This window comes from Azospirillum formosense (assembly GCF_040500525.1).
GTDB lineage: Bacteria > Pseudomonadota > Alphaproteobacteria > Azospirillales > Azospirillaceae > Azospirillum > Azospirillum formosense_A.
In genome coordinates this window covers 1,100,001-1,124,943 of sequence record NZ_CP159403.1, presented here as the reverse complement: position 1 = coordinate 1,124,943, position 24,943 = coordinate 1,100,001, and the positions used below count along the sequence as shown (strand labels likewise).

24 protein-coding genes are annotated in these 24,943 nt (G+C 71.9%); 21 read left to right on the top strand and 3 right to left on the bottom strand.

What is annotated here, in order from left to right; translation table 11 throughout:
- Nucleotides 1-2 precede the first annotated feature (2 nt).
- Together ABVN73_RS18305 and ABVN73_RS18300 are read right to left on the bottom strand one after the other, a co-directional pair.
- Entirely contained in the window at nucleotides 3-638 is a 636-nt protein-coding gene (locus ABVN73_RS18305) for a hypothetical protein (RefSeq protein ID WP_353859696.1), read from the bottom strand.
- A 128-nt stretch (nucleotides 639-766) separates the two neighbouring features.
- Complete coding sequence (locus ABVN73_RS18300) at nucleotides 767-1,081, bottom strand: hypothetical protein (RefSeq protein ID WP_353859695.1); 315 nt, start codon at nucleotides 1,079-1,081, stop codon at nucleotides 767-769.
- A gap of 182 nt (nucleotides 1,082-1,263) precedes the next feature.
- Here ABVN73_RS18300 and ABVN73_RS18295 point away from each other — a divergent pair, with 182 nt between their 5' ends.
- The 19 genes from ABVN73_RS18295 to modC all read left to right on the top strand — a co-directional run bounded on the left by ABVN73_RS18295 (nucleotide 1,264) and on the right by modC (nucleotide 22,836).
- A complete protein-coding gene (locus ABVN73_RS18295) occupies nucleotides 1,264-2,016 on the top strand; it encodes a hypothetical protein (RefSeq protein ID WP_353859694.1) in 753 nt (250 codons plus the stop codon).
- Nucleotides 2,013-3,956 (top strand): hypothetical protein, encoded by a 1,944-nt coding sequence (locus ABVN73_RS18290; protein WP_353859693.1) that lies wholly within the window; start codon nucleotides 2,013-2,015, stop codon nucleotides 3,954-3,956. The genes ABVN73_RS18295 and ABVN73_RS18290 overlap by 4 nt, the downstream gene beginning before the upstream one ends.
- Nucleotides 3,953-5,977 carry a SpoIIE family protein phosphatase gene (locus ABVN73_RS18285; RefSeq protein WP_353859692.1) on the top strand — a complete coding sequence of 675 codons (2,025 nt, stop codon included), beginning with the start codon at nucleotides 3,953-3,955 and terminating at the stop codon, nucleotides 5,975-5,977. Before ABVN73_RS18290 ends, ABVN73_RS18285 begins: the two co-directional genes overlap by 4 nt.
- Nucleotides 5,974-6,573, top strand: coding sequence for a lytic transglycosylase domain-containing protein (locus tag ABVN73_RS18280; RefSeq protein ID WP_353859691.1), 600 nt, complete (start codon nucleotides 5,974-5,976; stop codon nucleotides 6,571-6,573). Before ABVN73_RS18285 ends, ABVN73_RS18280 begins: the two co-directional genes overlap by 4 nt.
- A 10-nt stretch (nucleotides 6,574-6,583) precedes the next feature.
- The gene (locus tag ABVN73_RS18275; protein WP_353859690.1) at nucleotides 6,584-7,099 is read left to right on the top strand and encodes an SPOR domain-containing protein; all 516 of its coding nucleotides are present in this window, start codon (nucleotides 6,584-6,586) and stop codon (nucleotides 7,097-7,099) included.
- Between the two features lie 217 nt (nucleotides 7,100-7,316).
- Complete coding sequence (locus ABVN73_RS18270; protein WP_353859689.1) at nucleotides 7,317-8,078, top strand: SPOR domain-containing protein; 762 nt, start codon at nucleotides 7,317-7,319, stop codon at nucleotides 8,076-8,078.
- A 5-nt stretch (nucleotides 8,079-8,083) separates the two neighbouring features.
- Nucleotides 8,084-8,551, top strand: a complete 468-nt coding sequence (locus ABVN73_RS18265; protein WP_353859688.1) for a hypothetical protein — start codon at nucleotides 8,084-8,086, stop codon at nucleotides 8,549-8,551.
- 27 nt (nucleotides 8,552-8,578) lie between these two features.
- Nucleotides 8,579-9,922 carry a type VI secretion system baseplate subunit TssK gene (tssK, locus tag ABVN73_RS18260; protein ID WP_353859687.1) on the top strand — a complete coding sequence of 448 codons (1,344 nt, stop codon included), beginning with the start codon at nucleotides 8,579-8,581 and terminating at the stop codon, nucleotides 9,920-9,922.
- A gap of 8 nt (nucleotides 9,923-9,930) precedes the next feature.
- Nucleotides 9,931-10,812 (top strand): DotU family type IV/VI secretion system protein, encoded by an 882-nt coding sequence (locus tag ABVN73_RS18255; protein ID WP_353859686.1) that lies wholly within the window; start codon nucleotides 9,931-9,933, stop codon nucleotides 10,810-10,812.
- A 15-nt stretch (nucleotides 10,813-10,827) separates the two neighbouring features.
- Complete coding sequence (locus ABVN73_RS18250; RefSeq protein WP_353859685.1) at nucleotides 10,828-14,964, top strand: type VI secretion protein IcmF/TssM N-terminal domain-containing protein; 4,137 nt, start codon at nucleotides 10,828-10,830, stop codon at nucleotides 14,962-14,964.
- 8 nt (nucleotides 14,965-14,972) lie between these two features.
- On the top strand, nucleotides 14,973-16,073 hold the full coding sequence (gene tssA, locus ABVN73_RS18245; protein WP_353859684.1) for a type VI secretion system protein TssA: 1,101 nt from the start codon (nucleotides 14,973-14,975) through the stop codon (nucleotides 16,071-16,073).
- Nucleotides 16,074-16,076: 3 nt separating this feature from the next.
- Nucleotides 16,077-16,634 (top strand): type VI secretion system tube protein Hcp, encoded by a 558-nt coding sequence (locus ABVN73_RS18240; protein WP_353859683.1) that lies wholly within the window; start codon nucleotides 16,077-16,079, stop codon nucleotides 16,632-16,634.
- A complete protein-coding gene (locus ABVN73_RS18235; protein WP_353859682.1) occupies nucleotides 16,631-17,218 on the top strand; it encodes a TIGR00645 family protein in 588 nt (195 codons plus the stop codon). Before ABVN73_RS18240 ends, ABVN73_RS18235 begins: the two co-directional genes overlap by 4 nt.
- 26 nt (nucleotides 17,219-17,244) lie before the next feature.
- Complete coding sequence (locus tag ABVN73_RS18230; protein ID WP_353859681.1) at nucleotides 17,245-18,186, top strand: hypothetical protein; 942 nt, start codon at nucleotides 17,245-17,247, stop codon at nucleotides 18,184-18,186.
- A 96-nt stretch (nucleotides 18,187-18,282) separates the two neighbouring features.
- Nucleotides 18,283-19,014 carry an SIMPL domain-containing protein gene (locus ABVN73_RS18225; RefSeq protein WP_353859680.1) on the top strand — a complete coding sequence of 244 codons (732 nt, stop codon included), beginning with the start codon at nucleotides 18,283-18,285 and terminating at the stop codon, nucleotides 19,012-19,014.
- Between the two features lie 423 nt (nucleotides 19,015-19,437).
- Nucleotides 19,438-20,229, top strand: coding sequence for a TOBE domain-containing protein (locus ABVN73_RS18220; RefSeq protein ID WP_353859679.1), 792 nt, complete (start codon nucleotides 19,438-19,440; stop codon nucleotides 20,227-20,229).
- A 24-nt stretch (nucleotides 20,230-20,253) separates the two neighbouring features.
- The gene (gene modA / locus ABVN73_RS18215; protein WP_353859678.1) at nucleotides 20,254-21,000 is read left to right on the top strand and encodes a molybdate ABC transporter substrate-binding protein; all 747 of its coding nucleotides are present in this window, start codon (nucleotides 20,254-20,256) and stop codon (nucleotides 20,998-21,000) included.
- Nucleotides 21,001-21,034: 34 nt separating this feature from the next.
- Nucleotides 21,035-21,703 carry a molybdate ABC transporter permease subunit gene (gene modB / locus ABVN73_RS18210; protein ID WP_014198586.1) on the top strand — a complete coding sequence of 223 codons (669 nt, stop codon included), beginning with the start codon at nucleotides 21,035-21,037 and terminating at the stop codon, nucleotides 21,701-21,703.
- Nucleotides 21,700-22,836, top strand: a complete 1,137-nt coding sequence (modC, locus tag ABVN73_RS18205; protein ID WP_353859677.1) for a molybdenum ABC transporter ATP-binding protein — start codon at nucleotides 21,700-21,702, stop codon at nucleotides 22,834-22,836. Before modB ends, modC begins: the two co-directional genes overlap by 4 nt.
- Before the next feature lie 19 nt (nucleotides 22,837-22,855).
- Here modC and ABVN73_RS18200 read toward each other — a convergent pair whose 3' ends face one another.
- Nucleotides 22,856-23,755: a DMT family transporter gene (locus tag ABVN73_RS18200; RefSeq protein ID WP_353859676.1), complete on the bottom strand. Its 900-nt coding sequence runs from the start codon at nucleotides 23,753-23,755 to the stop codon at nucleotides 22,856-22,858.
- 117 nt (nucleotides 23,756-23,872) lie between these two features.
- On the opposite strand from ABVN73_RS18200, the gene ABVN73_RS18195 reads away from it, so the two are divergent.
- Both ABVN73_RS18195 and ABVN73_RS18190 read left to right on the top strand, forming a co-directional pair.
- Nucleotides 23,873-24,211 (top strand): acyl carrier protein, encoded by a 339-nt coding sequence (locus tag ABVN73_RS18195; RefSeq protein WP_353859675.1) that lies wholly within the window; start codon nucleotides 23,873-23,875, stop codon nucleotides 24,209-24,211.
- Between the two features lie 103 nt (nucleotides 24,212-24,314).
- Nucleotides 24,315-24,743, top strand: coding sequence for a DUF1489 domain-containing protein (locus ABVN73_RS18190; RefSeq protein WP_353859674.1), 429 nt, complete (start codon nucleotides 24,315-24,317; stop codon nucleotides 24,741-24,743).
- Nucleotides 24,744-24,943: the final 200 nt, after the last annotated feature.

Sequence of the window (24,943 nt, the reverse complement as noted above, 5' to 3'; positions counted from 1 at the left end):
GCTCAGCTTCGAAGGTGCTGCAAGAGGAAGTTGCGGGCCTCCAGCAGTTGACTCATCCGCTCCGCGCTGGACAGCAGGCCGGTGTCGGGATGGAAGATCGGGGCCAGCGTGCGGAAGCGGCTGTTGACCGTCTGCGTGTCCAGCCCCCATTCGTGGGTGAAGCCCAGCACGTAGGTGGCCTGCCAGGGTTTGCGGATCGGCTGGCGGAGCGGGCGGAAGGCCAGCGTCTCCAGCGCCGCCGTCAGCTGCTCCAGCCGCAGGCGGCAGCGGCTCATCTCGCTTTCCACGGCGTTCAGCTCGCCCGCGGTGATGAGGTGGGCGCCGTCGTCGTTGCCGATGGTGGCGGCGACCCAGGCGGCCTTGCGCACGGTCGCCGCGTCGAGCGGCGTGGCGTGGCGCACCCGCAGCTTCGGCACCACCCGCACGCGGCGGGTGCCGCCGTTCTTCAGCGTCACGGTGCGGTGGGAGACGTCCACCGGCTCCGGGCTGCCGGGATCGGGCAGATGGGTCAGCGCCTCCGGCCCGACCAGCGTCAGGCAGGAGCGGATCAGGGCGGGCACCGTCATGCCGCGCGCCGCCGCCGCGGAGTCCACGGCGGCGTAAAGGGCATGCTGACAGGGTGCGGTGATGGTGGGCAAAGGGCCTCCGGGTACGCACGGCGGTAATGCCCCGCAAGGTGTGCGATGGCGGGCCGCCGCGGAACGCCTTGTTGGTCCACTCCCGGAGTCACGGCGCCGGAACTGCGTCCGTTGCGGAGCGAAGGCGCTCAGCCGTCCTTGCCGCCGCGGAATTCCTCCATCACGGCGCGGATGCCGGTTTCCAGGGCCCGGACGCGGCGGCGCTGCCGCTCCTCCCGCCGCGTCGCCTCCTGCGCCTCGCCGCGCAGGCGGTCCACCTCCTCGACCAGCGAGGGGGCGACGGTGCCGCGGTCGGTGTAGAACAGTCCGACCTGGATGACGTCGTAGAGGGAGGTCCCGGCGGGCATCAGCCGCTCCAGCGCGGAGAGGGCCGCCAGCCGCTCGCCGGGGGAGTCGCTGCGCAGCCGGGCGAGGATCGCGTGAAGGCGGGCATCCCGGTTCATGATGGCCGGTTCATGATGGAGCGCGTCTCTTCTGGTTGGCCGGTCTGGTTGTTTGGTCTGGTTCGCCGGGGGAGTATCGCAGGGGCCGGGGAGCGGCAAAAGCAGATCAGACCAAGTTGGGCCAATCTGAACGGGATGCCCCCGCGGAAAGCCGCTATAGCCGGACCCTTGGGAGGCTGGCCATGCTCTACGGTTTCGGGCGTCTGGCGCTTGTGTTGTGGCTGTGCGCCGTGGGCGGGCAGGCGTTCACCCTGTTCGCCTTTCACAACGCGGTGGCGGAGGCGCACACGGCGGAAATCGCCGCGCGCGCGTCGGCGCTGGCCAGCCGCGTGGCCGCCAGCGCGGCGGAGCGCGCCGCCATCGGCTTTCCTCTGGCCGACCAGAACGACCTGCAGAGGCTGATCGAAGTGGCGTCCACCGGCGGCGGTGGCGTGCGGCTCTATGTGGTGGACCCGCGCGGGACCGTGCTGTTCGCCACCGCCCAGGCGGCGGGAACGCCGGTGCCGGCCTCCTGGATGGGCGGCGCCGCGGGGCTGCCGGCCGAGCCCTGGGACCTCGCGGACCGCGACGGCGTGCTGGTCGGCGTCCCGGTGGCCGACGCCCTGGGCAAGCCCGCCGGCGCCGTGCTGGGCCTCGCCCCGCAGCAGGACGCGCGGGTGGAGGTTCTGGCCGCGCTGCGCGAGACGGCGACGGTCACCGCCGTCTTCCTCGCCGCCATCGGTCTTCTCGCCGTTCTGGGCACGCGGCTTCTGCTGTCGGGCGTCTGCCGGTCCGTTCTGGAGCGGACGGCCTTCTACGCCGCCGAGGCGCGGCAGCTTCAGGCCGACGAGCCCGCCGCCGTGGCGGTGGCCGATCCGGCGCTGTCCGCCGTGCTGGCCGGGCTGCGCGCGGCGGAGACCGAGGCGGCCCGCATCGACGGGGAGGTGCTGCGATGACCCGCCCGTCGACCCTGTTCCCCCAGCGCGGCGTGTTGCGGCGCTTCATCCCGCTGATGGCGGTGGTGGTGGTCGTGCCCTGGCTCGCCACGCTGGCGGCGGCGCTGATCGCCGCCGCCGGGCTGGCCGACCGGGGAACCGCCTCCCGCGCCGAGATCGTCGGGACGGGCATCGCCCATGACCTGGAGAAGGCGCTGGCGCTCGGCCTGCCGCTCGACCGCATGGCCGGGATGGAGGATTATCTGGGCGAGGCCGGCGGGGTCTTTCCGGAGATCAAGCTGATCCTCGTGGTGGACGGCGCCGGCCGCCCGCTGTTCCAGAAATCCGACGCGGCGCGCCCGGACTTGTCGGTGCGGCTGGTGCCGGCGGAGACCGACTGGTCCGCGCTGGGGCTGGTCCTGCAACGCTTTCCCATCCGGCAGGGCGCCGCGACGGCGGGGGAGGTCCTGCTCGGCCGCAACGCCGTGGCGCAGCCGGCCAACGCGCCGCGCATCCTGATCGACTTCGCGGTGGCGCTGAGCATCGCCCTGGCGCTCGGCGGGCTGGCGCTGCGCACCATGCTGAACGCCCAGGTGATGGCGCCGCTGCGGCTGGCGGCGTCGCTGGAGGCCAACCTCGCGCGGTCCGCCTACGACCGCATCGCCCCGCCGGTGGAGCAGAGCCTGATCGGCACCCTGCTGGCCGAGATGAACCGGGTGGTGACCGGGGTGAACGACCGCTTCGCCCGCCTGCGCAGCTATCTGGCCGAGGTGCGCGACCTCAGCTTCAACAAGGACGCCGCGGCGGAGGTGGCGCCGCTGATCGAGCGGATCGAGCGGCTGGGCCGCTTCTCGCCCGACCGGCTGACCGCGCTGGCCCAGCCGGACGCCGGGTCTCTGCCCTACGCCACCGCCTTTTGCGCGGGTGTGGGAACGGCCGTCGCCGTCGCGGTCGCGGCGCGGCACCTGCCGCCGGGCGTTGCGCTCGGCGGGGTGGTTCTGGGCATGGCCGCGGCGGTTCCGCTCGCCCTGGCGCTCGGCCGCCGCGCGCCCGTCGCCGGGGCGCTCGCGCTGGGCGGCTGGGCGCTGCTGAACGGGCTGGGCGACGGGGCGGTGCTGTGGCTGGCCGGCGCGGTGCTGGGCGGGGTGTTCGCCGCACTTCCCTTCCAGGCGGCGCGTCCCGCCGCGGAAAGCCTGCGCGCCGGGCCGGCGGTGTCCGCCGCCGGTGGTCTGGTCGTCGGGACGGGGCTGTCGGTCCTGTGCCTCGGCGGTGCCGTGCCCGGCGTTCTCATGGCCGGAGCGGTGCTGTCCGGGCTGGCCGGCCTGCTGGCCGCCGTCCGGCTGGAGCGGCGGACCGGCCTGACGCTGCCGCGGGCGACCCTGCGCTCCCTGCTGGCGGTGGACCGCTGGTGGGCGGAGGGCACGGTGCGTCCCAAGGGATGGGGGCTGTGGCTGGTTACCGCGCTCGCCCTGGCGGTGTTGGGCCGGGCCGACGGCGGCGGGATGATGGACGCCCGCCGGGTGGCGGAGCTTCTCTGGCTGCACGCCACTCCGGCCTGGCTGGCCGCCGCGATGGTCGCGGTCATCGTGCCGCGGGGGGCGGCGACGCCGCTGAGCCTGGGGGCGACGGCGGCGGTCGGGCTGCTCCTGGCGCTCGGCCCGGTGGAGCCGGGAACGGCCGTCGCGCTCGCCGCCGCGGCGGCGCTCGGCGCCGGGCACGCGGGGTTCGCGGTGTCGGGTGACTGGGGGGGCATGACCGCGGCCCGCGCCGCGCTGACCCTGGCCGGAACGCTCGGCGCGCTCTGGCTGTCGGGCGGGAGCAATCCCATGGTCGCCGCGGGCACGCTGCCCTCTCTCGCCTTGCTCGCCGGGATCGCCGCCCTGCCGCCGCTGGCCCTGTCCCTGTGGCGCAGCGCCACGCCGCGCCGGCGCGTGCCGGTCGACGGGGAGGCCGCGCGATGACCGGTCTTCGCCAGCGCATGACGGTGGCCGCGGCGGCGGTGGTCATCGCCGTGCTCGTCACCGCGGCGGTCTTCGCCCTGCTGCGCATCGAGAGCGGGGCCACCCGCCACGCCGAGGACGAGGGGCGGATGACCCTGCGGTTGTGGGAAGGGCTGCTCGACCAGTCCGCCGCCGCGGCGCGGGTGGCGGTGGGCGATCCCCGCCTCACCGAAGCGCTGGAGCGCGGCGACGCCGCTGCGGTGGCGGATCGGCTCGGCGCTCTGGGCTTCACGGCGGCGACGGTGGTCAACGGCGCCGGGCAGACCCTGCTCGCCGTTCCGGCCGACCAGCCGATCCGCGTTTTCGACGAGCGGCGCATCGGGCAGGTGCTGGCCCGCAACGACACGCAGGACGGGCTGGTCCTGACCGGCGGTGCCGCCCAGCTTCTGCTCGCCCGCCCCCTCGGCGCGCAGCGGCCCGCCGACCGGGCGCTGGTCGCCATCCGCCCGCTGACCGGCAGCCTGGAGGCGCTGGCCGGCGTCCTCGGCGGCTCCGCTTTTCTGGTCGGCGGCGACGGGCGGCTTTACGGGCACGCCGGGCCGCTGGCCTGGGCCGACGTGCACCCCGCCGCGGAGCGCGGCGAGGAGGTGCAGGCGACCATCGGCGCCCGCGGCTACGGCGTGCGCAAGCTGCGCCTGCCCAAGGTGGCCGGGACGGAAGGGGACGGCACGCTGTACCTCGTCACCGTGCGCGAGACCACGCTGGCCGCCATGGCCGACAGCCTGCTCGACAGCTCGGCCATCCTGGTGGTGCTGATGGTGCTGGTGGCGGGAACGCTGGGACTGGACTGGTATTTCCGGCGGGTCTTCACGCCGGTCTACGCCTCCATGTCCGCCTTGTCGGCCCTGGCGGCGGGGGACACCGGCGTCGCCGTGCTGGGAGCGGAGCGCGCCGACGAGGCCGGGCAGCTCGCCCGCACCGTCGAGGTTTTCCGCAGCCGCAGCCGCGCGCTGCGCGACGCCGAGGAGCGGCGCGCCCGCCATTGGCTGCGCCAGCAGTCCTTCATCCGCCGCCAGATGCTGCGCCTGTCCGAAACCCTGCCGGAGCAGGGCCGGCGGGAACTCCTCGCCGACCTCGCCCGCATCGAGGCGGCGTCGGAGGGCAAGACGCCCTGCGCGCGCACCGACGACCCCGGCGCGCTCGCCGTCGCCTTCGAGGTGATGGCGGAGCGCGTGCGCGACCAGCACACCGCGCTCGACGGCATGGTCCGCCAGCTTCAGGCCGCCCTGGACACCCGCACCGAGCTTCTGGAACTGCAGAAGCAGTTCGAGATCGCCCGGCGCATGCAGGCGGCGATCCTGCCGCCCGACCTGACCACGGTCCCCGACCTGGAGGCGTCCGGCCTGATGCGCCCGGCGGCGGAGTTCGACGGCAGCTTCTACGATTTCTTCCTGACGGCGGACGGGTCGCTGGCGGTCCTGATCGGGCAGGTGTCGGGCGGCGGGCTGGCGGCGGGTTTCATGACGGTGACGGCGCGCGCCGCCCTGCGGACGCTGGCGGCGGCCGGGCTCGGGCCGGCGGCCTGCCTGACCGGCGCCAACCGGCTGCTGGCGGCGGACAACGCGGCCGGCCTGTCGATCGGCCTCGCCATGGGCATCGTGTCGCCGCGGTCGCGCCGGCTGGTCTTCGCCGCCGCGGGCGTGCCGGAGCCCTTTCTGCTGCGGCGCTTCGGCGACGTGGTGGACCTGCCGGTGGCGGCCAACCCGCCGCTCGGCCTCGATCCCGCGATGACGGCGGTGGAAACCGCGCTCGACCTGCCGGTGCCCTCGACGCTGGTGCTGTGCAACGGCGGTCTGCTGGACGGCGAGAACCGCTTCGGCGTCGCCTTCGGGCGGGCGCGGCTGACCGGCATCCTCGGCAACCTCGACGACCTGTCGGCACCCAGCGTCACCGCGGCGGTGTCCGCCGGTCTGGCCGAGCATGGCGGCGGCGGCGCGATGGCGGTCGACCGGCTCTGCGTCGCCCTGCGGGTGCGGGCATGAGGGCGCGCGGCGTCCTGGCCGGCGCGCTCGCCCTGGTGGGCGCCCTGCTCGCCGGGCCGGTGGCGGCGGAGGTGGCCCCGGTGTCGGACGGCGGGCCGGCGCTGTTCCAGTGCAGCCGCCACCTCCGCAATGGAGAGGCGCTCTACGGCATTCCGCCGGGCATCCTGCACGCCATGAGCGTCGTGGAATCCGGGCGGGCCGGCATGCCCTGGCCCTGGGCGCTGAACGTCTCGGGGCGCCCGCACTATCCAGCGACGCGGCGCGAGGCGCTGCGGCTGATGCAGGACGGCGAGGGCGGCCTGCGCGGCGACGTGGCGGTCGGCTGCATGCAGATCCACACGCGTTGGCACGCCGGCTCCTTCGCGGGGGGCGAGGACATGCTGGACCCCGCGGTCAACGTCGCCTACGCCGCCCGCTTCCTGCGGGAGCTGTACGACCGCCACGGCTCCTGGACGGAGGCGGTGCGCCGCTACCACGCCAGCGACCCGACGGCGCAGGACACCTACCTCTGCCTCGTGCTCGACCGGCGGGTGCGGCTCGGCTACCAGCGCGAGACGGCGGAGATGCGCCGGCTGTGCGGCGGCCCGGAATCGTGAGCGCGGCGCCATGAAGAAGCTTCTGATCGGCCTGCTGGCTCTGCTCCTCCTCCTGGTGGCCTTCGCGGGCGGCTATTTCCTGGCCGGCGGCGGATTGCCCGGTGGCGCGGACGACCCCGCGCACGCCGAGGCGAACACCGCGCCCGCCGCACCACCCGCAGCGTCGCGGGACGCGGCGAAGGCGGAAGCGGAGGCGGCCGCGCCGGCCGCCGTCCCGGTCCGTCCGGTCGCTTCGGTGAAGGCGGCGACGGCGCGATTCTCCATCGAACTCGGCGTCTTCCGCTCCGCCGGCAATGCCCAGGACTTCGCGGCGGCGTTGGCCGGGCGGGGCCTTCCGGTGGAGATCGTCGAGACCATGGACGCCGCTGGAGGGCAATGGCACCGGGTGCGCGCCGGCGCCTTCGCCGACCGCTGGCAGGCCGAGGCGCGCCGCCCCTCCTTCGAGCGGACCGCCGGGATCGGCGGCGTGGTGGTCGAGGAACCGCTTCCCGCCGCTCCGTCCGCGAAGGCTGGCGGCGGCGAATGATCCAGTTCGGACCAACGGGGTAACCCACCGGATTTGCGGGCTTCTCCGCAGGACGGGGCGGGCCTCCGGGCCATCGCCGCGAAACCCCCGCGGGACTACGCCAGAACGAACCAGACAGCGCGCGGATTTGGACCGCCGGGATGCTTCTATCAGGCTGGGCCGCCGCCCTGCACGGCGGACGGTCCGCCCGACGGTTTCTTCCCCAGGATTTCCCGCGATGACCACGATCACGCTCGGACGATGGCAGGTGGCGGCTCTGGCCGCCGGCGTCGCCGTGCTGACCGTCGTGGCCCTGCTGCTCGGCGCGGTGATGGCGGCGCTGGTCCTCACCGGCGGCGACGCGCCGGTGGTGGCCGCGTCGTCCCCGGCCGCCACGACCGCGGCGAAGACCGCCGGGGCGCCCGCCGCTGGAGGCGGACTGGGCGCGATGGCGCGGAGCAGCGTCGCCGACAGCTTCGAGGCCCGCCAGGGCGTCATCGAGACGGCGGACATCTTCAGCGACGAGGCGCGCGGACGGGCGATCTCGGCCACCGAGCCGATGACCCGCGGCGCCGCGGACGCGGCCCGCCGCTTCCTGCCCGGCTGGATGGCCGGCACCGCGGCCCACGTCATCGAGAAGACCGGCTACCGCGTCACCGAATTCGCCGGCAACAGCGTGGAAGGCCTCGTCGAGGACACGCTGAACGACCGGCTGGACGCTCTGAAGGAGGATGGCGCGGCGCCGGTCCGCCACTACGCCATCGAACTCGGGCGCTTCGCCACCCCGGCCAACGCGGAGTCCTTCGCCGCCGCCGCCGCCCAGCGCGGCGTGCGCGGCACGGTCGATTTTGCGCCGCTGCCGGGCGGCAACGCCCCCTACGCCGTGCGCACCGGGCGCTACGCCGCCGCCGACGAGGCCGCCCGCGCGCTGGACGCGCTGACGCGGGCCAACGGAGTGTCCGGAACCGTCGTCACCCTTGCCGAAGCGGGAGAGCGCTGAACGCCATGAGTTTGGTGAACGGAAAAGGATCGGGAACGCGATTGGGAACGGCCGGCGTGCTGGCGCTGGCGCTGGCGCTGCTGGCCGCGGGGTGCGCGGACAAGCCGCGCGCCGCGCTGGACAGCGTGTCCTTCACGGTCGCCCCGGCTGCCAACGACACCACGCCGGTTGCCATCGACCTCGTCGCCGTCCGCGACAAGGCGCTGGTGGACAAGCTTGGGGCGCTGACCGCCGCGGAGTGGTTCGGCCAGCGCGAGCAGTCCATGCGCGACCATCCGACCACGCTCGGCGTGACGAGCTGGGAGCTGGTCCCCGGCCAGATTCTGAAGACGGACCTGCCGCCGGGCGAGCCGGCCTGGGCCCTGCTGGTCTTCGCCAACTACGCCACGCCGGGGCCGCACCGCCTGCGCGTGCCCGACACACGAACGCTGACCCTCACCGCCGGGGACAAGGATGTCGAACTGGTTCCGTGATGTTCTTTCCTTCTCCGTGAGGACCGCATGACCGAGGCGCGCGACATTCCCGACGCCATCGACTGGCACGACGGGATGCTGCTGGCCCCGCAGCATTTCCAGCAGCAGGCGCTGCGGCACGAGCGGCAGCTGACCTACCATGTCCGGCAGGCGCGGCCCTTCCATTGGGGCGTCGTCCACCTCCAGGTCGACCGGGTGCAGCTCGTCTCCGGGCTGGTCCAGGTGCGGGAGCTGGAGGCGATCCTGCCCGACGGCCTCGTCGTGGACTACCGCGCCGGGATCGACGAGCCGCTGGAGGTGGACATCTCCGCCTACGCCGACCCGGTGGGGCAGACGCAGATCACCATCCACCTGATCGTGCCCGCCGCGCGCGGCGACCGCGCGCCGGGGCCGGGGGAGACGCCGCGCTACGTCTCGGTCGAGGGCGCGCCGGTCGCCGACCAGCACGGCGGGGAGGAGCTGTCCATCGCCCGGCTGCGCCCGCGGCTGGCGCTGTTCGCCACCACCGGCCCGACGCAGAAGCCTCCGCAGAAGTTCGTCTCCATGCCGGTCGCGCAGGCGACCTTCCGCAACGACGCCTTCGTGCTGACCGACTTCGTGCCGCCGGCGCTGACCGTCGCCGCCAACGCGCCGCTCGGCCGTCTGGGGGCGGAGGTGGTGCGGCGCGTGCGCGAGAAGGCGCTGTTCCTGGCCGAACGCTCCGGCGTCGGCAACGGCAACCCGGCGACGGAGCTGGCCGAGGCCGCGCGGGCGGAGATCCGCAGCCTCGTCACCGGCCTGCCGCCGCTGGAGGCGCAGCTCGGCGTCGGCGTCTGCCACCCGTTCGACGTCTACATGTCGCTGTGCACGCTCGCCGGGCACCTGTCGGCCTTCGCCAGCGGCGCCGTGCCGGCCAAGCTGTCGCGCTACGACCACGACGACCCGATGGCGAGCTTCGGCGAGGTGCGCGACTTCATCCTGCGCATGATCGACCGCGTGAAGGAGGGCGTCGCCCGCATTCCCTTCACCTTCGAGGATGGCATGTTCGGGCTGCCGATGGACGAGGCCTGGCTGAAGGGCCGGCTGGTCGTCGGGGTGCGTGGCCCGGCCTCCGCCCCGGTCAGCGAGGTCGCGGCCTGGATGGAGAACTGCATCGTCGCCTCGCGCTCGCGGCTGGAGACGCTGTCCGGCCTGCGCGTCAAGGGGGCCGAGCGCGTCGCGCTGGACGACAGCGGTGAGGGCGGCGTGGCCGCTCCGCGCGGCGTGGTGCCGTTCGAGATCAAGGTCGATCCCCGCTACATCGTCCCCGGCGAGCGGCTGGAGATCTGGAACCCGGACTCGCTGGGCAGCCGCTTCCGCCCCGTCGAGATCACCCTCTTCGTCAGCGCCTGAGGCTGGGAATGACCGCCATGCTGCACCGCCGGGATCTGGTCGATCACTTCCTCGCCTTCGCGCGGGAACTTCAAAAGCACCGCGCCGCGGTCGGGGCGGGCCGCTCCGCCGCCGCCGCGAAGCCCGAGGGCCCCGCGGGGGAGACGGCGGACAGCCTGCCGGCCTTCCTGACCGAGGACGCCCTGTCGATCCCGGCGCCGCGCGGCGGTGCCGCGGCGGTGCCGGCCCTGGCGCTGGAGCCCGACGCCGAGATCATCATCCGCCGCCTTCAGGACTTCCTGGAGGCCCAGGCGGTCCAGGTCGGGCGCACCGGCACCGACCTGATGATCAGCCAGCACCGCGAGGCGCAATACGCCATGGCGGCGCTGGCCGACGACCTGTTCATCCACGACGTGGAATGGAACGGGCGGGAGTTGTGGCGCAGCGTGCTGCTGGAGCAGGCGGTGTTCCGCACCCGGCTGGCCGGCGAGCGGGTGTTCGACCGGATGGAGGCGCTGCTCGCCAGCAACGACCGGCGGCTGGTCCAACTGGCGGCGGTCTATCTCTGCGTGCTCGGCATGGGCTTCAAGGGGCGCTGCCGGGTGCCGGGCGGCGAGTCCACCCTGCGCGACTACAGCGCCCGGCTGTTCGAGTTCATCGCCGGCCGCGAGTCCGAGCTGGGCGCGGGCGTGCTGCCGGGCGGGCGGACGCTGATCCCCGCCGCCTACGCCTACACGCTGACCGACGGCAAGGCGCGCACGCTGGCGCGCGGGCCGCGCTGGCCGCTGGTGCTGGGGGCCATCGCCGGGCTGTGGCTGGTGCTGGGGCAGGCGCTCTGGTGGATGTCCACCGCGCAGCTTTCCAACGCGGCGGACGCGGTGCTTCAGGCATCCGTCCGCGTGACCCGCTGACGGGAGAGGACGGTCATGGAACTCCTGGCAGCGGTCCTGTCCGGCATCGCCGGCAACCAGATCTGGGTCTTCGCGGGGCTTCTCGTCCTCGTGCTGCTGATCATCGCTGTGATGGCGGCGATCCTGCTGCGCGCCCGCAGCGCCGCAGCGCCCGCCCCGGCGGAACCGGCGGCCCTGCCGCCGCCCGACGCGACGGCGGAGGAGGGCGGGGCGGTCCCGGCGCTGGCCGCCACCGCGCCCGACGTCACCCTTCGCGACATCCGACGCCTGTTCCGCGACGGTCTGGCGGCCTACCGCGAGACGCTGTCGCGCAACGTCTATCTGGTGCCCTGGTACCTGCGCACCGGCGTCGCCGCGTCGGACGACGCCGGCCTGCTGTCCTGCGCGGACGAGGTGCGTCCCCCGGTGACCGCCGAGCGGCACGCGGGCTTCTCCTGGCGCTTCTACGACCGGGCGGTGGTCATCGACGTCGACGATCCCCGCGCCGCCTGGGCCGGCGTGCTGGACCTGCTGGGCCGCCGCCGCCCGATGCTGCCCGCCGACGGGCTGATCCTGACCATCCCGCTGGCCGAGCTGGACGACGTGCGCCGCGCCACCGCGCGCGGGACGGAGCTGTACGCCCGGCTGTGGGAGATCCAGCGCACGCTGGGCTTCGCCCTGCCGGTCTATGTGGTGGTGACCGGCTGCGAGGAGGCCCCCGGCTTCGCGGCGCTGGCCGAGGCTTTGCCGCCGACCCTGACCGGCGGCATGCTCGGCTGGTCGAGCCCCTACGCGCTGGAGACCGCCTTCTCCCCCGATTTCGTGAGCGAGGCGCTGCAGTCGCTGGCGGACGGTCTGCTGGCGGTGGAGCTGGAGGTGTTCGGTGCTGCGGCCACGCCGGACGGCGCCCCGCTGTTCGCCCTGACCGAGCGGCTGACCGGGACGGAGGCGGCGTTGCGCGCCCTGCTCGGCACCGCCTTCAAGCGCACCGCCTATCAGGAAACGCTCTACGTCCGCGGCCTCTACTTCACGGGCCGTCCCGATCCGGACGCGGCGGCGCTGTTCGGGCGCGACCTGCTGAACCGCAAGATCTTCCCCGAGGCCGGCCTGCCCAAGCCGACCCGCGCGCTGGCCGCGTCGCGCGCGTGGCGCCGCTACTCCTGGCCGGTGGGGACGGGGGCCGCCGCGCTGGCCGCGGTCCTGCTGCTGTGGGTGGGGGTGCAGCGCGCCTCCACCCTGTCGGACCGGCTGGTTCCGGTCCTGGCCGACATTCCGGGCGGGCTCCAGCAGCTCGCCGACCAGCGCCCGGCGGTCGAGGCCGGGGCGCCGATGACCGCCGCCTACGGCGATCCCGCCGCACGCTTCGTGCAGGGCGTGACCATGCTGCCCACCGACTGGACCTTCAACCCGCTGCCGGCGTCGTGGATCAGCGGGGTCCCGGATTCGGTGTCGGGGGCGCTGGCCGTCGGCTACCGCCGCCTCGCCCTGTCGACCGTGCGCGACGTCGCCGAGGACCGCTTGCGCCGCCTGACCCGCGACGGCGGGGTGGGGCCGGCGGGGGCGGGCGCCTTCGAGCGGCTGCGCGCCTTCGCGGGCGAGATCGGCATCGCCGAGGGGCTGGCCCGCGCCTACAACAACGTGGACGCCCGCGACCCGACCCTGCCGCTGGACGAGGTGCTGGACTTCGCGCTCGGCTCCGGCGTGGCGCGCGGCTTCTCGGCGCGGCTGCACGGCTGGGAGATCGACCAGCCGCCGGGCGGCACCGCCATCCCGGCGCCGGGACCGGGGGCGCAGCGTCCCATCGACCTCACCGCCCACCGGGCGGAGGTCAGCCGCCGCTTCCGGCAGTATGCCGACGCCTATCTGCGCGATCTCGCCATGGGCGGCCTCGCCGCCGCGCGGCTGTCGGTCGCCGCCAGCGAGCTGGAGCTGCTGGCCGGCGGGGCGCGGTCCGGCGCCGACGCGGCGGCGGCTTACGCCGAGGTGCTGTCGAGCCTGGAGGACGCCGCCCGCGGCCTGGGGGCGGAGCGCGGCGCCTGGATCGGCGCCAACGGCCCCGTCCTGCCGCCGGAGTTCGAAGCGCTGCTCGGCCGGCTGGAGAAGTCCGACCTGCTCGGCCCCAACCTGCGCGCCGACATCCTGGATCTGGCGCAGCGCCGCTACGACGAGGCGGGCGTCGGCGCCCGCAGCCTGGACTCCGTGATCGGCCGCCTGCTGGAACAGGCCCCCAACGGAGGCGCCCGCTTGGCTCCTGCGGCGGAGCAGCTGCGCCGCACCCTGTCGGTGTGGATGGCCCGCCGCTTCATGAAGACGGACGACAGCGGCGCGCTGGCGATGCCCGCCGTGGGCGCCGGCTGGGACCGCGCCGCCCTGGACAGCATCCCGCCGCTGGTCGAGGACTATCTGCTGTTCGACGCCAAGGACCTGCCGCAGGCACCGGCCATGCTCCGCACCTCCATGCGGGCGGCGGCGCAGCACCAGCTCCGCCAGGGGGTGGAGCGCATCCTCGCCCGCGCGCTCGCCGGCAGCCCCGCTCCGGGCGGCGTGGACCGGGCGGGCGGGCTGGCGCAGCTCCGCGCCTCGGCCCACGCGCTGCGCACCGCCTTCCCGGTGCTGGCCGAGACGATGCAGTCCTTCCGCCAGATCGGGCTGACCACCTCCGCCGACACCATCCGCGACACGGTGGCCCGGCAGGCCAACGCCGTGCTGGCGCAGGCCGACCGTCTGCTGGAGGGCGACCAGCTCTACCGGCCCGACGCCCACGCGCTGGACGTCTGGGTGGACGGGCCGCTGGTGCCGCACCTGCTGTTCGGGCAGACCACGCCGGCCGGGCTGGCACTCTATCTCGGCAACGCCCGGCAGGAGGTGACGGTGCTCGCCCGCGACATCGCCGCCCCGGTGGTGGAGATCCTGGAGCGCCCGGTGATGGGCGCCGGGACCGGGTCGGGCGCCGCCTCCAAATGGGCGCGGATTATCGCCGAGCTGGACAAGTACGACGGCGGGCGTCCGAACAGCTCCCTGGCGCAGTTGGAAAAGTTCGTGACGGTGGAAAGCGCCGCGGTGGACGCCGCCGGCTGCCAGAATCTCGGCGCCATCGACGGGGTGCCGGACGACTTCTTCCGCAGCCGTCTGGCCGAGCTGAAGCAGTGGATCGCCACGCGCTGCGTGCTGGCCGCCGACGCCCGCGTCTACGACGCCTATGTCGACATGGCCGCGTCCTTCAACGAGATGCTGGCCGGCCGCTTCCCCTTTGCCGCCGCCGCCGTGGCGGGCGAGGAGGCCGACCCGGCGGCGGTGCGCGCCTTCTACGAGCGGTTCGACGCGCGGTCGGCCTTCGTGCTGGAGGGGCTGCGCCGCGGCGAGCGGTTCGGCACCGCCGGACGCGAGGCGCTGCGCTTCGTGGAGACCATGGAGCGGGCGCGTCCGCTGCTGATCGCCGCGGTGACCCCGGACCAGAGCGGCGGTCTGGCGCTCGACCCCGCCTTCCGCGTCAACCGCGGTCGCGAGGCCGGGGGCAGCGACATCATCGAATGGAAGCTCGCCACGCCGAACGGCGCTCTGTCCAGCATGCTGCCGCGCACGCCGTTGCGCTGGTATCCCGGCGACAAGCTGAGCGTGACGTTGCGCTGGGCCAAGGACGGCACGGTGCTGCCGGTCTCCGGCGTCGGCGCGGGGGCGTCGGTGGACGGACCCTCGCTGCGCTTCGACTATGACGGTCCCTGGGCGCTGTTCGCCCTGGCCGGCCGGCAGGCCGCGCCGCAGCGCGACCGCCGCCCCGGTCCGGACACCGAGCCGCTGCTGCTGTTCGAGGCCACGGCCAGCGGCCCGGTCAAGGAAGCCGCCAATCCGGCCCCGCTGCCGATCGCTCCGGCGGTCCAGGCGGCTCCGCAGCCGGCAGTGAAGCCCAACGTCCGGGTCTTCATGACGCTGGCGGTCAAGCGCACTGTTCTCTCCGACGGCAAGCCGCCGCGCGAGGAGAAGGTGGCCATGCCGGCGCTGCCCGCGCAGGCGCCGCCGCTGGCCCCGGTCGGCAGCATGCGGCGGATGCCGGGGCTGGCCGGCTGGCCGGCGCCCTCCGGGGCGGTGGCTCCGGCGGACCGGGCCTTCTTCGATCTGGGCACCCCGCCATCCCAACCCCCGATGCTCCGCCCCGCGGCCCAACGCTTCCCGTGAGCAGCTCCATGACCACCACGCCCCGCCCGCTGATCGACATCGGTGCCCTGCTTCAGCCCATCCCCGGCGACGATCCGGCGGGCGACGACCTGCGCCACGGCCCCGAGTTCGACGCGCTGACCGAGGCGCGTCGGATGGACGACGATCTCGACCAGGGCATCTGGCAGACCACCGTCAAGAAGGCCGACTGGAAGGGCGTCGTCCAGCAGGCGTCGGACCTGCTGACGACCCGCACCAAGGATCTCCAGGTCGCGGCGTGGCTGGTCCAGGCGCTGGGCCGCCTGCACGGCCCTGCGGGGCTGGCGCCGGGGCTTCTGCTGGTCCATGGGCTGGTGGAGGACTTCTGGGACGGCCTCTACCCGCGCCTGGACGACGGCGACCCGGAACCGCGGCTGGCGCCGCTGGTCTGGCTGGACAGCCAGCTGTCGCGCGACCTGATGGCGACCGCCGTCACCCAGCCGGGGCCGAGCGCCGACGAGATCCACCGCTTCCAGGACTGGCAGAACGCGCAACGTCTGCGCAAGCTCGCCACCCGCGACCCGCGCGCCTTCCACGCGGCGGTCGACGACGGGGAGGTGACGGTCGAACAGATTCTCGCCGCCCAGGACCGCACCCCGCCCGACTTCTACCAGACCCAGCACGGCCACCTGCGCGACACGGTGACCGCGGTGCGCACGCTGGCGGCGGAGCTGGACGCCGTGGCCGGCCGCGCCGCGCCCGGTTTCACGCAGCTTCTGAAGACCCTGGAAAGCCTGATCCAGTTCCACCGCGAAGCGCTCGCCAAGCGCGGCATCGATCCGGACGGGGCCGCTGCCGCCACGGAGGGGGCCGAAGGCGGGGAGGAGGCCACCATGGACGCGTCCGCCGAGATCATTCCCGCCGCCTTCGCCCGTCCCGGCGGGCCGCGGACCCGCCAGGAGGCCTACGCGATGCTGCACCAGATCGCCGATTTCCTGGCACGCGAGGAGCCGCACAGCCCGACCTCCTACCTCGTCCGCCGCGCCGCGGCCTGGGGGAACCTGTCCCTTCCGGAGCTGTACGCCGAGCTGCTCGGCGACCGCGGCGAGGTCGGGCGGATCTTCGGCCTTCTGCGGCTTGAGGAGCGCTGATCCATGCCCCGCATCCTGCTCGACTATCCCGGCATCAAGGGCGAGTCGCTGATCCGCAACTACAAGAATCTGGCCGACTGCTTCAAATTCGACCTGTCCTCGGGCAAGCGCGAGGTCGGCGGCTTCAACTATGACGACCCGATCGAGGACACGTCCTATTTCGGCAGCCGCAAGGCGCAGAAGCAGGACAAGCTCGGCGTCGACAGCCTGAAGCTGGAGCGCCGCTTCGATCTCGCCTCGCCCAAACTGATGCAGGCGGCCTTCGATCCGCAGAAGAAGGACGTCACCGCGACCATCCACTTCTTCCGCACCTTCGCGCAGCTTCAGGGCGGCGAGTATTTCGGCGAGAGCGACATCTTCGCCGAGCCGTACCTGACCATCATCCTGAAGAACACGCAGATCACCGAATACGTGCTGTCGGTCGACAACGACGACAGCAGCAACGGCACCGAGACCATTTCGCTGGCCTTCGACCAGTTGCAGATGACCTACCAACATCAAATCGACGGCCGGAAAATCGGCCAGATCCGTGGCGACATCACATTGGCGAGCAAGTCATGACCCAGTCGAACCCGTCGGCCCTGACCGGCGACACCACCCTCCTGTCCCGCAACGGCGAGGGGCGCCGCGGTCCGGCGCGCCGGGCCGAGCATTTCCTGGAGCAGGTGATGTTCCAGAGCCGCTGGCTCCTGGCGCCGCTCTATGTCGGTCTGGTGGGCGCGCTGCTGATGATCGGCTGGCGCTTCGCGCTGGAACTGGTCCACGCGCTGCCGCTTCTGGTCCACGGCACGGAGAACGACATCATCCTGATCGTGCTCGGGCTGGTCGACCTGACGATGGTCGGCAACCTCGTGCTGATGGTGATCTTCAGCGGCTACGAGAACTTCGTCTCGAAGATCGACGTCGCCGGTCACGCCGACCGCCCGGAATGGATGGGCAAGCTGGATTTCAGCGCGCTGAAGGTGAAGCTGATCGCCAGCATCGTGGCGATCTCCTCCATCCAGATCCTGAAGACCTTCATGAACGTGTCGGAGGTGTCCGACCGCGACCTGATGTGGCTGGTCGCCATCCACGTCACCTTCATCGTTTCCGGCGTGCTGCTGGCGACCATGGACGTGCTGGTCAAGAAGAGCCACGCGCACTGACATCCGGCAGGAAGGGAGAGGGCATCATGATTCGGTACGCGCTGGCGTTCATCGCCGTCCTTCTGGCCGGCCTGCCCGGAGCGTCGCGGGCGGAGCCGGCGAAGGTGGTGGTCGGCACCTACGTCAACCAGATCACCGGGGTGAATCTCCGCGACAATCAGGTCAATGTGGACTTCTACGTCTGGTTCCGCTGGGACGACGATTCGCTGAACCCGCTGGAGACGTTCGAGCTGATGAACGGGCGGATCGAGTCCCGCACGCCCACCCCGATCCGCAAACTGAAGGACACCAACTACGGGCAGGCCCGCGTCCAGGCCGTCCTCAACCAGCCCTGGGACGTGAGCCGCTTTCCCCTGGACACCCAGACGATCCGTCTAGTGATCGAGGACAGCGACCAGACGGCCGAGCACGTCGTCTACGTGCCGGACACCGACAACAGCACCGTCGATCCCGACGTCGACGTCTCGGGCTACACGCTGATCAACAACGGGGCGACCATCGCGGCGCACCGCTATCGCACCAACTACGGCGACATCACCCTGCCGAAGAACCACGAGTCCGTCTATTCCCGCTACACCCACGCGATCACTCTGGAGCGGCCGGATTCGGTCTATTACATCAAGACCTTCTCGACCATCTTCATCTCCTCGGTGGTGGCCTTCCTGGCCTTCCTGGTGAAGCCGGTCGACCTCGACCCCCGTTTCGGCCTGGGCATCGGCGCGCTGTTCGCCGTGGTCGCCTGCTACTTCGTCATCGCCAGCGACCTGCCGCGCAGCAGCGGCTTCACCCTGTCGGACCGGGTCAATCTCGCCTCCATGGGCATGATCTTCCTCAGCCTGATGCAGAGCGCGGTGTCGCTGATGATCTACGAGCGGAACGCGGCGAAGTCGCTTCTCCTGGACCGCTGGTCCCTGGTGGTCTTCCCCGTCGCCTACGCGCTGCTGTGCGTCTGGCTGACCACCGTGTGATGCCGGTGTTGTAATCCCGTTGGCAAGCGCCGCTCCGGCCTGAGCTTCGCCACAATCCTCCGTCACGCTTCGCAGGGAGCGACGAAGGAGAGTGGGATGATCGGAAACCGGACGGCGCTGGCCGCGGCGGTGTTTCTCGCCATCGGGATCGCGGTGGCGGGCTGGTCGGCGGGGCGGGAGGTCGCGCAGGTTCGGCTGGCCGACCGCTTCGTGACCGTGAAGGGCTCCGCCGAACGCGAGGTCAAGGCGAACCTCGCCCTCTGGCCGGTGCGGTTCGTCGCCACCGGAGACGATCTCTCCGCCGTGCAGGCAAAGACGGCGGCCGACGAGAAGGCCGTGCTGGCCTTTCTGGAACGCTACGGGCTGGGCCCCGACGCGGTCGTCTCGCGCTCGCTCGATCTCGTGGATCTGCTCGCCCAGGCCTACCGCCAGGGGCCGGCGGACCAGCGCTACATCCTCACCCGCACCCTGATGATCCGCAGCCCCGACGTGGAGCGGGTCGACCGCGCCAGCCAGAATCTGGCGGAACTGCTCGACCAGGGCGTCACCCTGGGCGGGGAGCCGGGCATGGGCTCCGGCCCCAACTACCTGTTTACGCGGCTGAACGACGTGAAGACCGAGATGATCGCCGAGGCGACCGCCAAGGCGCGCGAGGCGGCGACCCAGTTCGCCACCGACAGCGGCGCGACGCTGGGCGGCATCCGCCGGGCCAACCAGGGCCTGTTCCAGATTCTCGCCCGCGACGAAGCCCCCGGAATCATGGAAAGCCGGCAGATCGACAAGATCGTCCGCGTCGTCTCCACGCTCGACTGGGAACTCGTGGACTGACGGGGCGGGGCGACCGCTCCGCCCGCGCTCACCGCTGTATAGAGCGAGTATATATTGCAGACGCCGCATTCGGCCATTTTCGGCCAAGGAAATGATGCGGGCGGCGTCGTTGGCCATGGGCCTTCGCGGCGCGACGAAGTCCAGACCGGTGAACGTGTTTCAAGAGATCGCCATTCTTGCCTTCACGCCCACAACAGTCTCCGATCAGGCGCTGAGAACCGCACGGAAAATCGGCACGATAAGCGGATGCGGTGCGTCGGCGGCACTGTGCGTTTGGCACGGCGCGCCGATTTTCAAACCGTCATCGCCCCTCTTCAAAGCCGCAACCCGCAAAAATCGACGGCAGGGGCAGAAAGCGTTGGTTGACCTGATCCGAGCATGGTTATATAGCGAGAGTATATAGCGAAATCGGGGTGTCCGTTGATGTCCGTCCAACCGCAGGTGTCGTTCGCCGGGCCGCACGCGTCGCCGATCGGCGCCGAGCGCATCCGCCTGCTGGAGGCGGTCGGGCGCGAGGGCAGCATCTCCGGCGCGGCGCGGTCGGTCGGCGTCACCTACAAGGCGGCCTGGGACGCCATCGACGCCATGAACAACCTGTTCGGCCGCCCGCTGGTCGAGGCGCAGGCCGGGGGAAAGCGCGGTGGCGGAACCGCCCTGACGCCGGACGGCGTGCGGCTGGTCGCCACCTTCCACCGTCTGCAGAGCGAGATGGTCCGCGCCTTCCAGGTGCTGGAACCGGAACTGAACGGCACCGGCCTGTCGGCGGCCAGCCTGATGTGGGGATTCTTCATGCGCACCAGTGCCCGCAACGCCCTTCGCGGCACCGTCACCGCCATCACCGACGGGGCGGTGAACGCCGAAGTCACCCTGGCCGTGTCGGACCGGACCTCGATCGTCGCGATCATCACCCGCGACAGCGTGCGCGACCTGGGCCTGTTCCCGGGGCGCACGGCGACGGCGCTGATCAAGGCGCCCTTCGTGATCCTCGCCCCGGCGGACGAGGCGAAGCGCACCTCGATGCGCAACCGCGTGGAAGGCGTGGTGGCGCGCCGCGAGGACGGCGCCGTCAACAGCGAGGTCACCCTGGACATCGGCGGCGGCAAGACGCTGACCGCCATCATCACGCTGCGCAGCGCCGACGACATCGGCCTGAAGCCCGGCGACCCGGCCTGCGCGCTGATCGACGCATCGCACATCATTCTCGCGGTGGATTGACGATAGACCGGAAGGAGTTTTTGAATGACGCGTGTCCTGCTTGCCGCCGTCGCGCTGCTGTCCGTCTCGGCGGCGGCCCATGCCGACGAATTCAACGTCGCGGTCGCCGCGAACTTCACCGCCCCGGCGAAGGAGATCGCCACCGCCTTTGAGCAGAAGACCGGCCACAAGGCCGTTCTGAGCTTCGGCGCGACCGGCCAGTTCTACGCCCAGATCAAGCAGGACGCGCCCTTCGTCGTCTTCCTCGCCGCCGACGACGAAACCCCGCGGAAGGCGGTGGAGGAGGGCTTGGCCGTTCCGGACTCCCGCTTCACCTACGCCGTCGGCCGTCTGGTGCTGTGGACCAAGGCCAGCGAAGCGCCGCTGGGCGAGGACACGCTGCGCAAGGGCGCCTTCGAGAAGCTGTCCATCGCCAACCCGGCGACCGCCCCCTATGGCGCCGCCGCCGTGCAGGCGATGAAGAAGATGGGCGTCTACGAGGCGATCCAGCCGAAGATCGTCCAGGGCAACAGCATCGCCCAGGCTTTCCAGTTCGCCGAGACCGGCGCCGCCGAGCTGGCCTTCGTCGCCCTGTCCCAGGTGATCGCCAAGCCGGACGGCACCCGCTGGCCGGTTCCGGAAGCGCTGCACGACCCGATCTTCCAGGACGCCGTCCTGCTGAAGAAGGGCGCCGGCAACGAGGCCGCCACGGCTTTCCTCGCCTTCCTGAAGGGTCCGGAGGCCGCCGCGGTGATCTCCAAGTACGGCTACGGCACGAGGGCGCCGAACTGACCATGCCGGCCTCCCTGGTAAGGACCGCCCGCCGATGAGCTGGCAACCGATCATCCTGACCCTGGAGCTGGCGGCGCTGACGACGGTCATCCTGCTGATCGTCGGCACCCCGCTGGCCTGGTGGCTGGCGCGGTCCGGCGCCTGGTGGAAGGAGGCGGTGGCCACGGTGGTGGCGCTGCCTCTGGTCCTGCCGCCGACGGTTCTCGGCTTCTACCTGCTGATGCTGCTGGGCCCGAACGGCCCGGGCGGTTGGCTGGCCTCCCTGTGGGGCGCCCGCTCCATGGCCTTCACTTTCGAGGGGCTGGTCATCGGGTCGGTGCTGTACTCCATGCCCTTCGTGGTGCAGCCGATCCGCAACGCCTTCGAGGCCTTCGGAGACCGCCCGCTGGAGGCGGCGGCGACGCTGCGCGCCTCGCCGCTCGACACCTTCTTCACCGTGGCGGTGCCGCTGGCGCGCCGCGGCTTCCTGACCGGCGCCGTGCTGGGCTTCGCCCACACCATGGGCGAGTTCGGCGTCGTCCTGATGATCGGCGGCAACATCCCCGGCCAGACCAAGGTCCTGTCGGTGGCCATCTACGATTATGTCGAGACGCTGCAATGGGACGAGGCCCATCTGCTGGCGGGCGGCATGCTGGTCTTCTCCTTCACGGTGATCCTGACGATGATGATGCTGGAGAAGCGCATCGGGCGGGGCGGGCGATGAGCCTGTCGGTGCATTTCCACGGGACGCTCGGCCGGTTCGCCCTGGACGTGGCGTTCGAGGCGCCGGGCCGCGGAATCACCGCGCTGTTCGGCCCGTCGGGCTGCGGCAAGACCTCGGTGCTGCGCTGCGCGGCCGGGCTGCAGCGGCTGAACGGCCGCTTCGCCCTGGACGGCGACGTCTGGCAGGAGGGACGGACCTTCCGGCCGACGCACAAGCGGCCCATCGGCTACGTCTTCCAGGAAGCCAGCCTGTTTCCCCATCTGTCGGTGCGCACCAACCTGCTGTTCGGTCATCGCCGGACGGTGGGGCGCGGCGTGCCGGAGCACATCCGTCTGGACGACGTGGTGGACCTGCTGGGACTGGGGCATCTGCTCGACCGGTCGCCCGAGCATTTGTCCGGCGGCGAGCGCCAGCGGGTCGGCGTCGGCCGCGCGCTGCTGTCGCAACCGCGCCTGTTGCTGATGGACGAGCCCCTGGCGGCGCTCGACCGCTTCAGCAAGGAGGAAATCCTCCCCTATCTGGAGCGGCTGCACGGGGTCCTGTCCGTCCCCGTCCTCTACGTCAGCCATGACATCGCGGAGGTGGAGCGGCTGGCGGACCATCTGGTGCTGCTGCGCCAGGGCCGCGTGGTCGCCGCCGGCCCGATGCAGGAGCTTCAGGCCGACCCCACCCTGCCCATCGCCCGCATGCCCGAAGCCGGAGTGACGCTGCCCGCGGTGGTGGCGGGGCGGGAGGACGCCTACGGCCTGACCCTGCTGCGGCTGGACGGCGGTCATCTGCTCGTTCCGGGCGACCTCGGGCCGCAGGGAACGGCGCGCCGCGCGCGCATTGCGGCGTCCGACGTCAGCCTCGCCCGCAACCCGCCCGAGGGAAGCACCATCCTGAACGCGCTTCCCGCCCGCATCGTCGCGGCGGAGCGGCAGGACGAGGTGCAGATGATGGCCGTCGTCGCGCTGGGCGAGGAGGGCAGGGGGGCGCGGATGCTCGCCCGTGTTACCCGCAAGAGCTGGGATGCGCTGGGGCTGTCGCCCGGCCAGCCGGTCTACGCCCAGGTCAAGGGCGTGGCCCTGGTCCAGGAGGCCCTGGTCCAGAAAGCCCTGCTCCAGAAAGCTATGGTCCAGGAAACGATGTGAATCGGGGCGCGCTTGTGCCTTATCCCGGCGTGAAGCGCTTGGGCATGCGCAGCGCCCCCGTCCCCATCGCGATTCCGAACAGGACGCACAGCAGCCCGGCGGCGTGGGCCAGCGTGAAGGCCTCGCCCAGGAACAGGACGGCGGCCAGCACGCCCGTCGCCGGGATCAGCCCGGTGAACAGTCCGGCCCGGTTGGCCGGCACATGGGCGATTCCGCGCATCCACAGCACCACCGCCAGCAGGCCGCCGGTCAGGCCGGACGCCACGAACAGCAGCCAGACCCAGCCGGGCACCGCGACCGGATCGAACCCGCCCAGCGTGGCCAGGGCTCCCGGCGCCATCATCGCCGCGGCCAGGACGTTTGCCAGACAGGTCAGCGTCAAAGGCGGGATCCGCCCGCCGAGCTGCCGCGCGAAGACTCCGTACAGCCCCTCCGACACCACCGCGCCCAGCACCAGCGCGTTGCCGACGACGGAATCGTCGGGCCCCCCGCCGCCGCCCGGCCGCAAATTCAGCGCCACCATGCCGACGACCGCCAGGGCGATGGCCGCGGCGCTGCCGGCCCCGATCCGCTCGCGCAGGATCAGCGCCGCTCCCAGCGCCGTCATCGCCGGAATGGTGCTGGTGATGATGCCCGCGGCCACCGCGCTGGTCTCGCGCAGCCCATAGAGAAGGAACAGGTTGAACAGCACCATGCCGAACAGGGAGAGGAGGGTGAGGCTCGTCCAGTCCCGCCCGTTGCGCGGCAGCGCCGCCGCTCCACCCCTGAGGGCAAAGGGCGCGAGCAGTGCCGCGACCAGGGCGAAGCGCATTTCCGCCGCCACAAGCGGCGGGATATGGGATACGATCACCTTGGAGGCTGGGACGGACAGCCCGACCAGGGTCATCGACAGGGCGAGGTTGAGATAAGCGGCGCGCATGGGCCGCATTCTATGGGCGTCGCGGACGTCTTACGGAAGCGGCATTTTCACGCAATGAATTTGCAAAGAATGCGTGCCATTCTTCACGCCAAGGTCGCGGTACACAAGGGGCGGGGTATGTCGGAGCCGATCCTCGGGATCACCAACTGGATGCATCTGTTCCGCTGGATCGTGAAGCTGATCCGTGACGAATACGGTGTGGACGAAAAAGTCCTGACCCGCAACGCCGTGCTGGACGGCGGAATCGGCCTCACCCCGGAGCAGCTCGAACAGGTCCTCGACCACATCGCCGAAACTTTCGAGCTGACCTTTCCCGAGAACACCCTGAACGAAACCGTGCGGCTGGAAGACCTCTGCACGCTGACCGCTTGGATGCGCGGCCTCTTCAAGAAGCCGGACTTCGTCACGCCGCCGTTCGAGGAGCGCTGCCGCTCCCTCAACAACGTGCCGGCCTGACCCGTAAGCCCGCTCTCCACGGTGCATGGCTGGAAACGCCGCCACGGATTCCCATCTGCGACTGCGAACCCGTCCCGCCAATCTTCTTTCTTCTGAGCGCTCCATGCCGTTGCATCTCATCAAGCTGGCCGTCGGGATCGACGACTTCGACCATCTGGCGGCGGTGCAGGCGCGCCGTGCGCAGACCGTCGATGGTCGGACGACAATTCCCGTCTTCACGCGCCGCGTTCCGAAGCGCGGCGAGGAGATCATCGCCGGCGGGTCGATCTACTGGGTGGTCCGCGGCTCCGTAACCGCCCGTCAGCGGGTGGTCGCCATCGACACCACCGTGGACGAGGAAGGGGAGGCTTGTTGCATCCTCGGAATGGACCCGCAACTCGTCGCCACCGTGCCGACGCCGCATCGGCCGTTCCAGGGATGGCGCTATCTCGACCCGCAAGCCGCTCCCAAGGATCTGTCCGAAGCGGGCGGGCAGGGCGATGAACTTCCGGCCCATCTGGCCGCCGAATTGCGCTCGCTGGGCCTGCTGTAGTCGGTTTGCCCGGCTGCGGCCCGCCAACCCGTTGATTTCCCTCGCCCGGGCAGAATTTTCATCACCCTGTCAAAAAAGCGCTTGCGTGTTCGTGGGGGAGACGCCTATAACCCCTCCACCGACGCGGTGGCCGCCAACGAGGCGCCGACGGGTCGGGAACACAGAGACATTCTGGCCCTGGCGGCCCACTCCTTGAAGGG

Bases quoted from the DNA above. Each gene is read 5' to 3' on its own strand.
- ABVN73_RS18300 (WP_353859695.1), bottom strand. From the start codon at position 1,081: ATGAACCGGGATGCCCGCCTTCACGCGATCCTCGCCCGGCTGCGCAGC.
- ABVN73_RS18295 (WP_353859694.1), top strand. From the start codon at position 1,264: ATGCTCTACGGTTTCGGGCGTCTGGCGCTTGTGTTGTGGCTGTGCGCC.
- ABVN73_RS18290 (WP_353859693.1), top strand. From the start codon at position 2,013: ATGACCCGCCCGTCGACCCTGTTCCCCCAGCGCGGCGTGTTGCGGCGC.
- ABVN73_RS18285 (WP_353859692.1), top strand. From the start codon at position 3,953: ATGACCGGTCTTCGCCAGCGCATGACGGTGGCCGCGGCGGCGGTGGTC.
- ABVN73_RS18280 (WP_353859691.1), top strand. From the start codon at position 5,974: ATGAGGGCGCGCGGCGTCCTGGCCGGCGCGCTCGCCCTGGTGGGCGCC.
- ABVN73_RS18275 (WP_353859690.1), top strand. From the start codon at position 6,584: ATGAAGAAGCTTCTGATCGGCCTGCTGGCTCTGCTCCTCCTCCTGGTG.
- ABVN73_RS18270 (WP_353859689.1), top strand. From the start codon at position 7,317: ATGACCACGATCACGCTCGGACGATGGCAGGTGGCGGCTCTGGCCGCC.
- ABVN73_RS18265 (WP_353859688.1), top strand. From the start codon at position 8,084: ATGAGTTTGGTGAACGGAAAAGGATCGGGAACGCGATTGGGAACGGCC.
- tssK (WP_353859687.1), top strand. From the start codon at position 8,579: ATGACCGAGGCGCGCGACATTCCCGACGCCATCGACTGGCACGACGGG.
- ABVN73_RS18255 (WP_353859686.1), top strand. From the start codon at position 9,931: ATGACCGCCATGCTGCACCGCCGGGATCTGGTCGATCACTTCCTCGCC.
- ABVN73_RS18250 (WP_353859685.1), top strand. From the start codon at position 10,828: ATGGAACTCCTGGCAGCGGTCCTGTCCGGCATCGCCGGCAACCAGATC.
- tssA (WP_353859684.1), top strand. From the start codon at position 14,973: ATGACCACCACGCCCCGCCCGCTGATCGACATCGGTGCCCTGCTTCAG.
- ABVN73_RS18240 (WP_353859683.1), top strand. From the start codon at position 16,077: ATGCCCCGCATCCTGCTCGACTATCCCGGCATCAAGGGCGAGTCGCTG.
- ABVN73_RS18235 (WP_353859682.1), top strand. From the start codon at position 16,631: ATGACCCAGTCGAACCCGTCGGCCCTGACCGGCGACACCACCCTCCTG.
- ABVN73_RS18230 (WP_353859681.1), top strand. From the start codon at position 17,245: ATGATTCGGTACGCGCTGGCGTTCATCGCCGTCCTTCTGGCCGGCCTG.
- ABVN73_RS18225 (WP_353859680.1), top strand. From the start codon at position 18,283: ATGATCGGAAACCGGACGGCGCTGGCCGCGGCGGTGTTTCTCGCCATC.
- ABVN73_RS18220 (WP_353859679.1), top strand. From the start codon at position 19,438: ATGTCCGTCCAACCGCAGGTGTCGTTCGCCGGGCCGCACGCGTCGCCG.
- modA (WP_353859678.1), top strand. From the start codon at position 20,254: ATGACGCGTGTCCTGCTTGCCGCCGTCGCGCTGCTGTCCGTCTCGGCG.
- modB (WP_014198586.1), top strand. From the start codon at position 21,035: ATGAGCTGGCAACCGATCATCCTGACCCTGGAGCTGGCGGCGCTGACG.
- modC (WP_353859677.1), top strand. From the start codon at position 21,700: ATGAGCCTGTCGGTGCATTTCCACGGGACGCTCGGCCGGTTCGCCCTG.
- ABVN73_RS18200 (WP_353859676.1), bottom strand. From the start codon at position 23,755: ATGCGCGCCGCTTATCTCAACCTCGCCCTGTCGATGACCCTGGTCGGG.
- ABVN73_RS18195 (WP_353859675.1), top strand. From the start codon at position 23,873: ATGTCGGAGCCGATCCTCGGGATCACCAACTGGATGCATCTGTTCCGC.
- ABVN73_RS18190 (WP_353859674.1), top strand. From the start codon at position 24,315: ATGCCGTTGCATCTCATCAAGCTGGCCGTCGGGATCGACGACTTCGAC.